At 60.4% G+C, this 12,390-nt stretch carries 16 protein-coding genes; 14 read left to right on the top strand and 2 right to left on the bottom strand.

Translation table 11 applies throughout. The features are described 5' to 3' along the window. Positions 1-26 precede the first annotated feature (26 nt). From rplF to rplQ, 11 genes are all read left to right on the top strand, one after another. The gene (rplF, locus tag AC244_RS01860) at positions 27-560 is read left to right on the top strand and encodes a 50S ribosomal protein L6 (protein WP_053247116.1); all 534 of its coding nucleotides are present in this window, start codon (positions 27-29) and stop codon (positions 558-560) included. Positions 561-572: 12 nt separating this feature from the next. Then, positions 573-935 (top strand): 50S ribosomal protein L18, encoded by a 363-nt coding sequence (gene rplR / locus AC244_RS01865; protein WP_025426679.1) that lies wholly within the window; start codon positions 573-575, stop codon positions 933-935. A 128-nt stretch (positions 936-1,063) separates the two neighbouring features. Then, positions 1,064-1,633 carry a 30S ribosomal protein S5 gene (rpsE, locus tag AC244_RS01870; RefSeq protein WP_025426680.1) on the top strand — a complete coding sequence of 190 codons (570 nt, stop codon included), beginning with the start codon at positions 1,064-1,066 and terminating at the stop codon, positions 1,631-1,633. Positions 1,634-1,645: 12 nt separating this feature from the next. Then, positions 1,646-1,849 (top strand): 50S ribosomal protein L30, encoded by a 204-nt coding sequence (gene rpmD, locus AC244_RS01875; RefSeq protein WP_053247117.1) that lies wholly within the window; start codon positions 1,646-1,648, stop codon positions 1,847-1,849. Between the two features lie 13 nt (positions 1,850-1,862). Next, complete coding sequence (rplO, locus tag AC244_RS01880; RefSeq protein ID WP_025426682.1) at positions 1,863-2,333, top strand: 50S ribosomal protein L15; 471 nt, start codon at positions 1,863-1,865, stop codon at positions 2,331-2,333. A 233-nt stretch (positions 2,334-2,566) separates the two neighbouring features. Further along, positions 2,567-3,907: a preprotein translocase subunit SecY gene (secY, locus tag AC244_RS01885; protein WP_053247118.1), complete on the top strand. Its 1,341-nt coding sequence runs from the start codon at positions 2,567-2,569 to the stop codon at positions 3,905-3,907. After that, positions 3,904-4,482 carry an adenylate kinase gene (locus AC244_RS01890; RefSeq protein ID WP_053247119.1) on the top strand — a complete coding sequence of 193 codons (579 nt, stop codon included), beginning with the start codon at positions 3,904-3,906 and terminating at the stop codon, positions 4,480-4,482. The genes secY and AC244_RS01890 overlap by 4 nt, the downstream gene beginning before the upstream one ends. 231 nt (positions 4,483-4,713) lie before the next feature. Further along, positions 4,714-5,082, top strand: coding sequence for a 30S ribosomal protein S13 (gene rpsM / locus AC244_RS01895; RefSeq protein WP_025426685.1), 369 nt, complete (start codon positions 4,714-4,716; stop codon positions 5,080-5,082). 228 nt (positions 5,083-5,310) lie between these two features. Further along, positions 5,311-5,700 carry a 30S ribosomal protein S11 gene (gene rpsK / locus AC244_RS01900; protein WP_003536496.1) on the top strand — a complete coding sequence of 130 codons (390 nt, stop codon included), beginning with the start codon at positions 5,311-5,313 and terminating at the stop codon, positions 5,698-5,700. 103 nt (positions 5,701-5,803) lie between these two features. Further along, positions 5,804-6,814, top strand: a complete 1,011-nt coding sequence (locus tag AC244_RS01905) for a DNA-directed RNA polymerase subunit alpha (RefSeq protein ID WP_025426686.1) — start codon at positions 5,804-5,806, stop codon at positions 6,812-6,814. Positions 6,815-6,858: 44 nt separating this feature from the next. Further along, positions 6,859-7,284: a 50S ribosomal protein L17 gene (gene rplQ, locus AC244_RS01910; RefSeq protein ID WP_025426687.1), complete on the top strand. Its 426-nt coding sequence runs from the start codon at positions 6,859-6,861 to the stop codon at positions 7,282-7,284. A 40-nt stretch (positions 7,285-7,324) separates the two neighbouring features. On the opposite strand, the gene msrQ is transcribed toward rplQ, so the two are convergent. Together msrQ and msrP are read right to left on the bottom strand one after the other, a co-directional pair. After that, positions 7,325-7,987, bottom strand: a complete 663-nt coding sequence (gene msrQ, locus AC244_RS01915) for a protein-methionine-sulfoxide reductase heme-binding subunit MsrQ (protein ID WP_053247120.1) — start codon at positions 7,985-7,987, stop codon at positions 7,325-7,327. Between the two features lie 2 nt (positions 7,988-7,989). Continuing rightward, on the bottom strand, positions 7,990-8,937 hold the full coding sequence (msrP, locus tag AC244_RS01920; RefSeq protein WP_053247121.1) for a protein-methionine-sulfoxide reductase catalytic subunit MsrP: 948 nt from the start codon (positions 8,935-8,937) through the stop codon (positions 7,990-7,992). Positions 8,938-9,135: 198 nt separating this feature from the next. On the opposite strand from msrP, the gene AC244_RS01925 reads away from it, so the two are divergent. The 3 genes from AC244_RS01925 to sugE all read left to right on the top strand — a co-directional run bounded on the left by AC244_RS01925 (position 9,136) and on the right by sugE (position 12,372). Continuing rightward, on the top strand, positions 9,136-10,533 hold the full coding sequence (locus AC244_RS01925; protein ID WP_053247122.1) for a DegQ family serine endoprotease: 1,398 nt from the start codon (positions 9,136-9,138) through the stop codon (positions 10,531-10,533). Then, a complete protein-coding gene (locus tag AC244_RS01930; RefSeq protein WP_053247123.1) occupies positions 10,530-11,837 on the top strand; it encodes a replication-associated recombination protein A in 1,308 nt (435 codons plus the stop codon). Before AC244_RS01925 ends, AC244_RS01930 begins: the two co-directional genes overlap by 4 nt. A gap of 220 nt (positions 11,838-12,057) precedes the next feature. Beyond that, positions 12,058-12,372: a quaternary ammonium compound efflux SMR transporter SugE gene (sugE, locus tag AC244_RS01935; RefSeq protein ID WP_053247124.1), complete on the top strand. Its 315-nt coding sequence runs from the start codon at positions 12,058-12,060 to the stop codon at positions 12,370-12,372. Positions 12,373-12,390: the final 18 nt, after the last annotated feature.

A 12,390-nucleotide genomic window follows, 5' to 3' on the forward strand; every position in this document is an offset into this window, starting at 1 on the left:
TCCATAGCGAACAGACAGGTATAAAAATGTCTCGTATCGGTAAGAAGCCCGTTCAAGTTCCTGCAGGCGTCACGGCAAGCGTGGATGGCCAGAAGGTAACGGCGAAGGGCCCTAAGGGCGAACTGTTCTTTGTTGCAAACGACGAAGTATCGGTAGCGCTCGAAGACAATGCGGTTGTTGTACAGCCGCTCAACCAGAGCAAGGATGCTCGTTCGAAGTGGGGCATGTCCCGCACGATGATCGAGAACATCCTGAAGGGTGTTAAGGACGGTTACGAGCGCAAGCTCGAAATCAACGGCGTTGGTTACCGTGCTTCGCTGCAGGGCAAGAACCTGCAGCTGGCGCTCGGTTTCAGCCACGACGTGGTCTACCAGACGCCTGAAGGCATCACGATCGCTGTGCCGAAGCCGACGGAAATCATCGTCTCCGGCATCAACAAGCAGCAGGTCGGCCAGGTTGCAGCGGAAATCCGCGAATACCGCGGCCCTGAGCCCTACAAGGGCAAGGGCGTCAAGTATGCCGAAGAGCGGATTGTCCGCAAAGAAGGCAAGAAGAAGTAAGGATCACGCGAAATGGCTAGCAGGAAAGATACTCTTGTGCGTCGCGCCAACCGCGTGCGCCGTCAAATCAAGGCGGTCGCGAATGGCCGTCCGCGCCTGTCGGTTCATCGCTCGTCGAAGAACATCTACGTACAGGTTATCGACGACGTGGCCGGCAAGACGCTTGCGTCTGCCTCCACGCTCGACACCGATCTGCGTTCGTCTTTGAAGACGGGCGCTGACGCGGCAGCTGCTGCTGCCGTCGGCAAGCTCATCGCTGAGCGTGCCGTAAAGGCTGGCGTCAAGGACGTTGTCTTTGATCGTGGCGCCTTCATCTATCACGGCCGCATCAAGGCTTTGGCCGAAGCTGCACGTGAAGGTGGTCTGAACTTCTGATCGGTTGCTAGGCGGGCCCTGCGCCCGCCTGGAACCTTCATAAGTTTCCGGTCGCTTCCGATCCATGGGACGGGGGCGACTTTTGTCAATCTGCCGATTGCACCCGGAAAAGAAAAAGGAAAAGGACAATGGCACAGGAAAGAAGGGGTTCTCGCGAAGATCGCCAGAACCGCGAAGAGCGCGACAGCGAATTTGTCGACAAGCTCGTAGCAATTAACCGCGTCGCCAAGGTGGTGAAGGGCGGTCGTCGTTTCGGTTTCGCAGCTCTCGTCGTCGTTGGCGACCAGAAGGGCCGCGTTGGCTTCGGTCATGGCAAGGCGCGCGAAGTGCCGGAAGCCATCCGCAAGGCAACGGAAGCCGCCAAGCGCGATCTGATCTTCGTCCCGCTGCGTGGTGGTCGTACCCTGCATCACGACGTTCACGGCCGCCACGGCGCCGGCAAGGTGCTGCTGCGTTCGGCTAAGGCCGGTACCGGTATCATCGCTGGTGGCCCGATGCGCGCCGTCTTCGAAACGCTCGGCGTTCATGACGTCGTCGCTAAGTCGACCGGTTCGTCGAACCCGTATAACATGGTTCGCGCAACGTTCGACGCCCTCAAGAACCAGATGCACCCGAAGGACATCGCAGCTCAGCGCGGCATGAAGTACGCCACGCTCCAGGCTCGTCGTGTTTCCTCCGGCGCTGCTTCCGAAGAATAAGGGAGCTGACAGATGGTTAAGAAAGAAAACGCTGCGAAGACGGTTACCGTCGAGCAGATCGGTAGCCCCATTCGCCGTCCGGCCGTACAGCGTCAGACGCTCATCGGCCTGGGCCTCAACAAGATGCACCGGGTTCGCACGCTGGAAGACACCCCAGCTGTTCGCGGCATGATCCGGTCGGTCCAGCACCTCGTTCGCGTCGTCGACGAGAAGTGAGGGGGATAAGCTCATGAAACTGAATGAAATCAAGGACAACGAAGGCTCGACCAAGAACCGTAAGCGTCTTGGCCGCGGCATCGGTTCCGGCTCCGGCAAGACTGCCGGTCGCGGTGTGAAGGGTCAGAAGGCTCGTTCGGGCGTTGCCATCAACGGCTTCGAAGGCGGCCAGATGCCAATCTACCGTCGTCTGCCGAAGCGCGGCTTCAACAACATCTTCGCTTCGGAGTTTGTTGTCGTGTCGCTCGGCCGCATCCAGACGGCGATCGACGCCAAGAAGCTTGACGCTTCGAAGACCGTCGATGCAGCAGCTCTCAAGGCTGCCGGCGTCATCCGTCGCGAAAAGGACGGCGTTCGCGTCCTGGCCGACGGCGAACTGAAGGCGAAGATCTCGCTCGAAGTTGCAGGCGCTTCCAAGCCGGCGATCGAAAAGATCGAAAAGGCTGGCGGCTCCATCAAGCTGCTTTCGGCTGCCGCAGAATAATATTACTGATCAACCGCCCGGGGTGCTTCACTCCGGGCGGTTTTGCTCCCATATGTGAGCCTCACGTCCGCGATGGCGAATCGCTCGCCTCGGCGGACATAGCGGAAACCACGGTGAGGCATCCGATTGCAGACACAATCGCCTCGCGTCCGGTTTTCAAGACGAAAAGTTAGTCCTTCCGGAACGGACAGGGTACTCCCGCTGATTCCGAGATTTGGTACGCGGAGAATTGCATGGCTTCTGCAGCGGAACAGCTCGCCTCGAACCTGAATTTCTCGACTTTCGCCAAGGCGGAAGATCTGAAGAAACGACTGTGGTTCACGCTTGGTGCGCTTTTGGTCTACCGTCTTGGCACCTATATCCCGCTGCCCGGCCTCAACCCGGACGCGTTTGCGCAGGCCTTCCAGGGCCAGAGCGGCGGCATCCTCGGCCTCTTCAACATGTTTTCGGGCGGTGCAGTGGAGCGCATGGCGATCTTCGCGCTCGGCATCATGCCCTATATCTCTGCTTCGATCATCGTTCAGCTGATGACCTCCGTCGTTCCGGCGCTGGAACAGCTGAAGAAGGAAGGCGAGCAGGGTCGCAAGATCATCAACCAGTACACCCGCTATGGCACGGTGCTTCTCGGCGTCATGCAGGCCTACGGCATTGCGGTCGGCCTTGAGAGCGGCAACGGCCTCGTGAACGATCCGGGCTGGTTCTTCCGCATTTCCACGGTCATCTCGCTGCTCGGCGGCACGATGTTCCTGATGTGGCTCGGCGAGCAGATCACCTCGCGCGGTATCGGCAACGGTATTTCGCTGATCATTTTCGCCGGCATCGTCGCCCATCTGCCGACGGCTCTTGCCGGAACACTCGAACTTGGCCGCACCGGTGCGCTTTCGACCCCGCTGATCCTGGCGATCATCGTCATGATCGTTGCCGTCATCGCGCTCATCGTCTTCGTCGAACGTGCGCAGCGCCGTCTTCTGATCCAGTATCCGAAGCGCCAGGTCGGCAACCGCATGTTCCAGGGTGATACGTCGCACCTGCCGCTGAAGCTCAACACCGCAGGCGTCATCCCGGCGATCTTCGCATCGTCGCTCCTGCTGCTGCCGGCCACGCTCGCTGGCTTTGCCAACACCGCAGCGCTCCCGGGCTGGGCGACATCGATCGTCAGTGCGCTCGGTCACGGCCAGCCACTCTACATGGTGCTCTACGGTGGCATGATCGCGTTCTTTGCCTTCTTCTACACGGCCATCGTCTTCAATCCGAAGGACACGGCCGACAATCTGAAGAAGCACGGCGGCTTCATTCCGGGCATCCGTCCGGGCGAGCGTACAGCGGAATACATCGATTACGTTCTGACGCGCATCACCGTGCTCGGCGCGATCTATCTGATTTTCGTCTGCATCCTGCCTGAAATCCTCATCGCGCAGACCGGCGTGCCGTTCTACCTTGGTGGTACGTCGCTTTTGATTGTTGTCAGCGTTACCCTTGATACGGTAGCACAGATCCAGGGTCACCTCATTGCTCAGCAGTATGAGGGGCTGATCAAGAAGTCGAAGCTGCGCGGAGGAAAGAGGGGACGATGAGACTGATTTTTTTGGGACCGCCCGGAGCTGGCAAGGGGACGCAAGCCAAGCTTCTGACGGAGAGGTACGGTATTCCGCAGCTTTCCACAGGTGACATGTTGCGGGCAGCCGTCGCGCAGGCGACCGACGTCGGCAAGCGCGCCAAGGCGGTCATGGACGCCGGCCAGTTGGTCTCCGATGCGATCGTCAACGAGATCGTGTCGGACCGGATCGACGCCCCGGATTGTGCCAACGGCTTTATTCTCGACGGATACCCGCGCACGGTTCCTCAGGCGGTCGCTCTCGGCCAGATGCTCGAAGGCAAGGGCTTGAAGCTCGATGCCGTAATCGAGCTGAAGGTCGACGAGACTGCGCTTGTAAAGCGCATGGAGAATCGCGTAGCGGAGACCATCGCTGCGGGCGGCTCGGTCAGATCGGACGACAATCCGGAGGCCTTCAAGCGCCGGCTCACGGAATATCGGGAAAAGACCGCGCCGTTGTCCGAGCACTATGCGGGCACGGGAGAACTGAAGACGGTCGACGGCATGGCCGATGTAGACGCCGTGACTGCACAGATCGAGAAGATTCTGGCTTAGACCCTGGGTCTTTGCCGAAAAGGAACCGCCGGGGAGTTGACTTTTCCGGCTGATTCCGCCAAAGACAGCGCCAACTCGCGACATGGGAGCGATCGGCGCGGTCTTCAACGAAACGAAGTCCGGGTACGGTCGTTTTTGACGTGTCTCGAACCTCAATCAACGTGCGGCTCTTGAGGTCGCGTAACGAAGCACCTATTGCCGGATGGCAACTGGAACGCAAGGAGAATAGACGTGGCACGTATCGCTGGCGTCAACATCCCGACGGCAAAGCGCGTTGTTATCGCGCTGACCTATATTCACGGGATTGGACCGAAATTCGCACAGGAAATCGTCGAGAAGGTCGGTATTCCGGCTGATCGCCGCGTGCATCAGTTGACGGACGCTGAAGTTCTTCAGATCCGCGAAACGATCGACCGTGACTACCAGGTTGAAGGTGACCTGCGTCGTGACACGTCGATGAACATCAAGCGTCTGATGGACCTTGGCTGCTACCGCGGCCTGCGTCATCGCCGCAGCCTGCCGGTGCGCGGTCAGCGTACCCACACCAATGCCCGCACCCGCAAGGGTCCGGCAAAGGCGATCGCCGGTAAGAAGAAGTAATTTCCCGAATAGGGAGATTGGGAGGCTGGCGCACGCGCCGGCCTCCTTTTGCAGTTTGGGAAGGGCGTTGCCCGACCGTTGCGGAACTGGATAGGTTTCGTGAAATGCCTGCAGGGCCGGTTCCGCCGGTTCTGGATGAAACTGAAGAAGCAGGGCAGGGGACGAAAATTCCTTTCCCGGTGGAGCCGCTGGAATTACGGCGGTGCAGAGATCTAAGAAAGGGATCCTATGGCCAAGGAAGCCACCCGCGTTCGCCGTCGCGAACGCAAGAACATCACGTCTGGCGTTGCGCACGTCAATTCGTCGTTCAACAACACCATGATCACCATCACCGACGCACAGGGCAACGCAATTGCCTGGTCGTCTGCCGGTGCCAAGGGTTTCAAGGGCTCGCGTAAGTCGACCCCGTTTGCCGCTCAGATCGCCGCTGAAGACTGCGCCAAGAAGGCCCAGGAACACGGCATGAAGTCGCTTGAAGTTGAAGTTTGCGGTCCGGGTTCCGGCCGTGAATCCGCTCTTCGCGCACTGCAGGCAGCGGGCTTCATGATCACCTCGATCCGCGATGTGACCCCGATCCCGCACAACGGTTGCCGCCCGCGCAAGAAGCGCCGCGTCTGATCATTTGCGTTCAAAATGCCGGTGAGGGCGCTTTGGCGCGCTCCCGGACTTCGGGGCTCGGTTGTCACGATTGGATGGTGACAACGAACGGAAGGCACAAAACATGATCCAGAAAAATTGGCAGGAACTGATCAAGCCGAACAAGGTGGAGTTCATCTCCTCGGGCCGCACCAAGGCAACGTTGGTGGCGGAACCGCTTGAACGCGGCTTTGGTCTGACGCTCGGCAACGCGCTTCGCCGCGTGCTGCTGTCGTCGCTTCGCGGTGCTGCTGTCACCGCGGTGCAGATCGACGGCGTCCTGCACGAGTTCTCCTCTATCCCGGGCGTCCGGGAAGACGTGACGGACATCGTGCTCAACATCAAGGAAATCGCCATCAAGATGGATGGCGACGACGCAAAGCGCATGGTTGTGCGCAAGCAGGGTCCGGGCGTTGTAACCGCCGGTGACATCCAGACGGTTGGCGATATCGAAATCCTCAACCCGAACCATGTGATCTGCACGCTCGACGAGGGCGCGGAAATCCGCATGGAGTTCACCGTCAACAACGGCAAGGGCTACGTTCCGGCTGACCGTAACCGTTCGGAAGATGCTCCGATCGGCCTCATCCCGGTCGACAGCCTGTACTCGCCGGTCAAGAAGGTCTCGTACAAGGTGGAAAACACCCGCGAAGGCCAGGTTCTTGATTATGACAAGCTGACGATGTCCATCGAGACGGACGGCTCCGTCACCGGTGAAGATGCGATCGCGTTTGCGGCCCGCATCCTTCAGGACCAACTGTCGGTTTTCGTCAACTTCGACGAGCCGCAGAAGGAAGCAGAGGAAGAGGCAGTCACCGAACTCGCCTTCAACCCGGCGCTTCTCAAGAAGGTCGACGAACTGGAGCTTTCCGTCCGTTCGGCCAACTGCCTGAAGAACGACAACATCGTCTACATCGGCGACCTCATTCAGAAGACCGAAGCAGAAATGCTCCGCACGCCGAATTTTGGTCGCAAGTCGCTGAACGAAATCAAGGAAGTTCTCGCTTCCATGGGCCTGCACCTCGGCATGGAAGTGCCGTCCTGGCCGCCTGAGAACATCGAAGATCTCGCCAAGCGTTACGAAGACCAATACTAACCATTAGACTGCGGGCAGATGCCTGCAAGTGAAGGAGAATAGCAATGCGCCACGGTAAAGCCGGCCGCAAGCTGAATAGAACCGCCAGCCACCGCAAGGCGATGTTTGCCAACATGGCAGCTTCGCTGATCGAGCACGAGCAGATCGTTACGACCCTGCCGAAGGCTAAGGAAATCCGCCCGATCGTTGAAAAGCTCGTCACTCTCGGCAAGCGCGGCGACCTGCATGCTCGCCGTCAGGCGATCTCGCAGATCCGCGACGCCGCTGTCGTTTCGAAGCTGTTCGACACGATCGCATCGCGTTACGCCACCCGCAACGGCGGCTACCTGCGTATCATGAAGGCTGGCTTCCGCCAGGGCGACAACGCTGCTCTCGCTGTCATCGAATTCGTTGACCGCGACACCGATGCAAAGGGTGCGAAGGATCGCGCTCGCGTCGCAGCTGAAGCTGACGCCGCAGAAGCAGCCTGATCTTTTCAGGCAAGCTGAATTGAAAGCGGCCGGGTGTTCTTCACCCGGCCGCTTTTTCTGTTTCAGGGGCTCGGATCGGCCGGGCGCCTGCCTGGCGTTTGCGCTTCAGATAAGGCTTGCGCGCCAGACGCCAGCATAGAAGCAGGGTGACCAAGGCGAGATAGGTCGCCTGTTCCGGGCCAACCACCTTGACCGACATCGCGAAATGCAGCGCCCCCGCCGCGGCAATGACGTAGGCGAGCTTGTGCAGCCGGCTCCACCGGTTGCCGAACCGGCGGATCGACCAATTGTTGGAGGTCAACGCCAAGGGGATAAGCATCACCAGACCGGCCATGCCGATGGTGATGAAGGGACGCCGAGCGATATCGGCGATGATAGCAGGAATGTTCAGCACCTGGTCGAGCAGGAAATAGGCCAGGAAGTGCATCACGACATAGTAGAACGACAGCAGCCCGAGCGCGCGCCGATAGCGCAGCCAGTTGATGCCGAAGATGTCGCGGATCGGTGTGATCGCCAGCGTAGCGATCAGAAAGCGCAGCGCCCAGATGCCAAGCAGATGCTCGAATTCCTTGACCGGGTTGCCCGGCAGACGCCCCGTCGCCCCGAGATAGAAGGCGGCAAGGGCCGGACAGAGGCCCAGCCCGTAAAGTGCCCAGACGGACGCGGAGTGAAAGCGTTTCGGCAGGGCGGGCAATCTGGCCATCCTCAGAAGTTCGCTTTCAGGTCCATGCCGGCATAGAGGCCGGCGACGTCGTCCGCATAGCCATTGAAAGGCAGGGTATCGCGCCGGTTGGCGCCGAAGAAGCCACCACCACCAATCCTGTTTTCGGTTGCCTGGCTCCAGCGCGGATGGTCGACGGCTGGATTCACGTTGGCATAGAAACCGTATTCGTTGGGTGCTGACAGGTTCCAGGTCGAGGGCGGCGGCGTTTCCGTCAGCGAGATACGCACGATCGACTTGATGCCCTTGAAACCGTATTTCCAGGGAACGACGAGCCGGATCGGCGCGCCGTTCTGGTTGGGTAGCGTCTTGCCATAGACGCCGACCGAGAGAATGGTGAGCGGATGACGCGCCTCGTCCAGGCGCAAACCCTCGCGATAGGGCCAGGGCAACGGCTGGAAGAAGCCGGATTGGCCGGGCATCTCCTCGGGGCGCACCACGGTATCGAACGAGACATATTTGGCATTGCCGAGCGGTTCGACCTTGTCGAGCAGGGCTGCGAGCGGAAACCCGGTCCAGGGGATGACCATCGACCAGGCCTCGACGCAGCGCATCCGGTAGACGCGCTCCTCAAGGGGGAGTGCCAGAAGCTCCTCCAGCCCGAATTCCCTTGGCTTGGCGACGAGACCGTCGACTTTCACGGTCCACGGCGTCGTCTTGAAGGCCTCCGCGTTTGCGGCAGGATCGGCCTTGCCGGTCCCGAACTCATAGAAATTGTTGTAGCCCGTGACGTCGCCTTCCGGCGTCAGGTCTTCGTCCACCGTATATTTGCCCTTGGGCGCAACAAGGGCGGCCGCTTGCGCGGCACGGGCGCCAGCTCCTGCAACCAGCAGGCCACCGGCCGTCGTTGCGAGAAAGGCGCGGCGCGAGAGAAAGCAGCCCTCCGGGGTGATTTCGGACAATGCGATTCTCGGTGGACGATAGGCCGGCATGAGCTTTTCCGCTTTGAACGTGTGGGTCTTGTCTGCTCAAACTGACCAGAGTTTCGATCACTGAGAAAGAGGCGGATAACCACGTTTTCGTGCATTGGACGTGATGGCGCCGACTTTGGGTATCTTGCCGCGACGTTTGCCTTTTTTCCTGCGAAATCCTATCTGAACGTAGCGGCGACGAATAGGAGAATGCTTCATATGATCTTTGGTCAAAGAGCGCTTGCGGCGCTCGTTCTTGCGGTCTCTCTGTCCTGTCCGGCAATGGCCCAGGATGTAAAGGCCGTGCCTCAATCGCGCACGGAGATGCAGCTTTCCTTCTCCCCGCTGGTCAAGCAGACGGCGAATGCGGTCGTCAACGTCTATGCCGAACGGGTGGTCGAGCGCCGGTCGATCTTCTCGGGTGATCCCTTCTTCGAGGAGTTCTTCGGGCAGCGCATGCCGAACCGCAGTGAGAAGCAGTCGTCGCTCGGATCCGGCGTGATCGTCGGCAAGAACGGCATCGTCGTCACCAACAACCACGTCATCGAGGGTGCCGACGATATCAAGGTGGCGCTTGCCGACGGCCGCGAATATCCCTGCAAGATCGTGCTCAAGGACGATCGCCTCGATCTTGCGGTGCTGAAGATTCAATCCGATGGCCCATTCGACAATATCCCGATCGGCGATTCCGATGCGGTCGAAGTCGGTGACCTTGTGCTGGCGATCGGCAACCCCTTCGGTGTCGGCCAGACGGTGACGAGCGGTATCGTCTCGGCCCTTGCCCGCAATCAGGTATCATCAGGCGATTTCGGCTTCTTCATCCAGACCGATGCCGCCATCAATCCCGGCAATTCCGGCGGCGGCCTGATCGACATGAACGGTGCGCTGATCGGCATCAACACTGCGATCTTCTCCAAGGGCGGCGGCTCGAACGGCGTCGGTTTCGCCATTCCGGCTAATCTGGTGAAGGTCTTCGTCGCATCCGCCGAGGGCGGCAATGGCTCCTTCGTGCGTCCGTTCATCGGCGCGTCCTTCGAACCTGTGACATCGGAAGTCGCCGAAGCGCTCGGCCTTGATCGCGCGCGCGGTGCGCTCGTGACCGCCGTTGTCAATGGCGGGCCGGCGGCCACGGCCGGCATCAAGCCCCGGCCGGGGGTCACCGCCGGCCACCGCATCGCCGTCGAACATCCCCATGCCCCCCGCTCTCGCCCGACCACGGGCGGCATCGGCCCCGAGGCACGCGTCACGATTTCCGAAAACGGCAAACCGCACGACGTCAGCCTGAAGCTGGACCGGGCGCCGGAGACGTCACCCCGTGATGAACGGCTCATTGAGGGTCGCAATCCGTTTGCGGGTGCAGTTGTGGCAAATCTCTCTCCACGGCTTGCCGAGGAACTGCGCATGTCGACCTCGTCGCAGGGTGTCGTCGTCACCGAGATCAATCGTGGCTCGCCCGCCGCGCGCATAGGTCTGGCGCCGAAGGATATCATCCGCTCCGTCAATGGCGCGGCGATCGATAGTTCGAAGACGCTGGAGACCGTCATGGCCGATGATGCATCTTTCTGGCGCGTCGAAATCGAGCGTGACGGCCAGCTCATTCGTCAGTTCTTCCGATGAGCGATCTCTTCTCCTCCTCGGAACCGCCGGAAATGACCTCGGCTAGGCCGCTTGCCGATCGTCTGCGTCCGCGTACGCTGTCCGAGGTCACCGGTCAGGAACACCTGACGGGCGAGGATGGCGTGTTGACGCGAATGATCGCATCGGGCTCGCTCGGCTCGATGATCTTCTGGGGACCGCCGGGCACGGGCAAGACGACGGTCGCCCGGTTGCTGTCGGGTGAGGCGGGTCTGGCCTTCGAGCAGATCTCCGCAATCTTTTCCGGCGTCGCCGATCTCAAGAAGGTTTTCGAATCGGCGCGGGCGCGGCGGATGTCTGGCCGTCAGACCCTGCTCTTCGTCGACGAGATCCATCGTTTCAACCGTGCCCAACAGGACAGCTTTCTGCCTGTCATGGAAGACGGTACGGTCATCCTGGTTGGGGCGACGACGGAAAATCCATCCTTCGAGCTCAACGCCGCTCTCTTGTCGCGCGCCCGCGTGCTGACGTTCAAGCCGCATGGAGAAGAGAGCCTGCAGGAATTGCTGAAGCGTGCGGAGGAGACGGAAGGCAAGCCTCTTCCGCTCGACGCGGACGCGCGGGCAAGCCTGATCCGTATGGCCGACGGTGACGGCCGGGCGGCGCTGACGCTGGCCGAGGAAGTCTGGCGCGCCGCGCGGCGCGACGAGGTCTTCGATGTCGAGGCGCTGCAGAAAGTCGTGCAGCGGCGAGCGCCCGTTTACGACAAGGGCCAGGACGGTCACTACAACCTGATCTCGGCGCTGCACAAATCGGTGCGCGGCTCCGACCCCGATGCCGCACTTTATTATCTCTGCCGGATGTTCGATGCCGGTGAGGATCCACTCTATCTCGGGCGACGGCTCGTTCGCATGGCGGTGGAGGATATCGGCCTTGCCGATCCTCAGGCGCTGGCGATCTGCAATGCCGCCAAGGACGCATATGATTATCTCGGCTCGCCGGAAGGCGAACTGGCACTGGCCCAGGCCTGCGTCTATCTCGCGACCGCGCCGAAGTCGAATGGTGTCTACACGGCCTACAAGGCGGCGATGCGGGCAGCCAAGGAAAACGGTTCGCTTCTGCCTCCGAAACATATCCTCAACGCACCGACCAAATTGATGAAGGGTGAGGGCTACGGCGACGGCTATCGCTACGATCACGACGAGCCCGATGCGTTCTCCGGGCAAGACTATTTCCCCGAAAAGATGGGACGCAAGACTTTCTATGATCCACCGGAACGCGGCTTCGAGCGGGAGATCCGCAAGCGGCTGGAATGGTGGGCAAAGCTGCGTCGGGAGCGAAGCTGACTCTCTGTCGCGAGGCATTTCCTGACGGAAAACCGCTTCGCACTTTCCCTGAAAATGCTTAAGCCCTGCCAGTCGCGCAGGGCTGATTTGCCCCGGCATATCTTGCTGCCGTCAGTGAACCGTGAGATAGAAGCCGCGTTGCAGACGGCTGCACGGTTTTGAGACTCTCGATACCGAACATCCGCGGGGACGGCCTCGCTCCATACTCTAGGAGTTTGAAATGGCCTGGTTAATCCTCCTGCTTGCCGGCATCCTTGAAATCGGCTGGGCAATCGGTCTCAAATATACCGAAGGCTTCACGCGGGTAACGCCGACGATCCTGACCGTCGGTTCGATGATCTTCAGCATCGCGCTGCTGGGTCTGGCGGTCAGAACCCTGCCGCTTGGCACGGCCTATGCCGTCTGGACCGGCATCGGCACCGTCGGCACCGTCATTCTCGGCATCTTTCTCTTTGCCGAACCGGCAACGTTTGTCCGCCTCGGCTGCATCACCCTGATCGTTGCCGGTATCGCCGGGCTAAAGCTCTCCGCTTAACGCGTCGTCAGAGATCTC

It is taken from the genome of Ensifer adhaerens (genome assembly GCF_001270265.1).
Classification (GTDB): domain Bacteria; phylum Pseudomonadota; class Alphaproteobacteria; order Rhizobiales; family Rhizobiaceae; genus Ensifer; species Ensifer adhaerens_B.

Bases quoted from the DNA above. Each gene is read 5' to 3' on its own strand.
- msrP (WP_053247121.1), bottom strand. From the start codon at position 8,937: ATGCCGGCCTATCGTCCACCGAGAATCGCATTGTCCGAAATCACCCCG.
- msrQ (WP_053247120.1), bottom strand. From the start codon at position 7,987: ATGGCCAGATTGCCCGCCCTGCCGAAACGCTTTCACTCCGCGTCCGTC.
- AC244_RS01890 (WP_053247119.1), top strand. From the start codon at position 3,904: ATGAGACTGATTTTTTTGGGACCGCCCGGAGCTGGCAAGGGGACGCAA.
- AC244_RS01905 (WP_025426686.1), top strand. From the start codon at position 5,804: ATGATCCAGAAAAATTGGCAGGAACTGATCAAGCCGAACAAGGTGGAG.
- rpmD (WP_053247117.1), top strand. From the start codon at position 1,646: ATGGTTAAGAAAGAAAACGCTGCGAAGACGGTTACCGTCGAGCAGATC.
- rplO (WP_025426682.1), top strand. From the start codon at position 1,863: ATGAAACTGAATGAAATCAAGGACAACGAAGGCTCGACCAAGAACCGT.
- AC244_RS01925 (WP_053247122.1), top strand. From the start codon at position 9,136: ATGATCTTTGGTCAAAGAGCGCTTGCGGCGCTCGTTCTTGCGGTCTCT.
- rpsK (WP_003536496.1), top strand. From the start codon at position 5,311: ATGGCCAAGGAAGCCACCCGCGTTCGCCGTCGCGAACGCAAGAACATC.
- rpsE (WP_025426680.1), top strand. From the start codon at position 1,064: ATGGCACAGGAAAGAAGGGGTTCTCGCGAAGATCGCCAGAACCGCGAA.
- sugE (WP_053247124.1), top strand. From the start codon at position 12,058: ATGGCCTGGTTAATCCTCCTGCTTGCCGGCATCCTTGAAATCGGCTGG.
- rplF (WP_053247116.1), top strand. From the start codon at position 27: ATGTCTCGTATCGGTAAGAAGCCCGTTCAAGTTCCTGCAGGCGTCACG.
- secY (WP_053247118.1), top strand. From the start codon at position 2,567: ATGGCTTCTGCAGCGGAACAGCTCGCCTCGAACCTGAATTTCTCGACT.
- AC244_RS01930 (WP_053247123.1), top strand. From the start codon at position 10,530: ATGAGCGATCTCTTCTCCTCCTCGGAACCGCCGGAAATGACCTCGGCT.
- rplR (WP_025426679.1), top strand. From the start codon at position 573: ATGGCTAGCAGGAAAGATACTCTTGTGCGTCGCGCCAACCGCGTGCGC.
- rplQ (WP_025426687.1), top strand. From the start codon at position 6,859: ATGCGCCACGGTAAAGCCGGCCGCAAGCTGAATAGAACCGCCAGCCAC.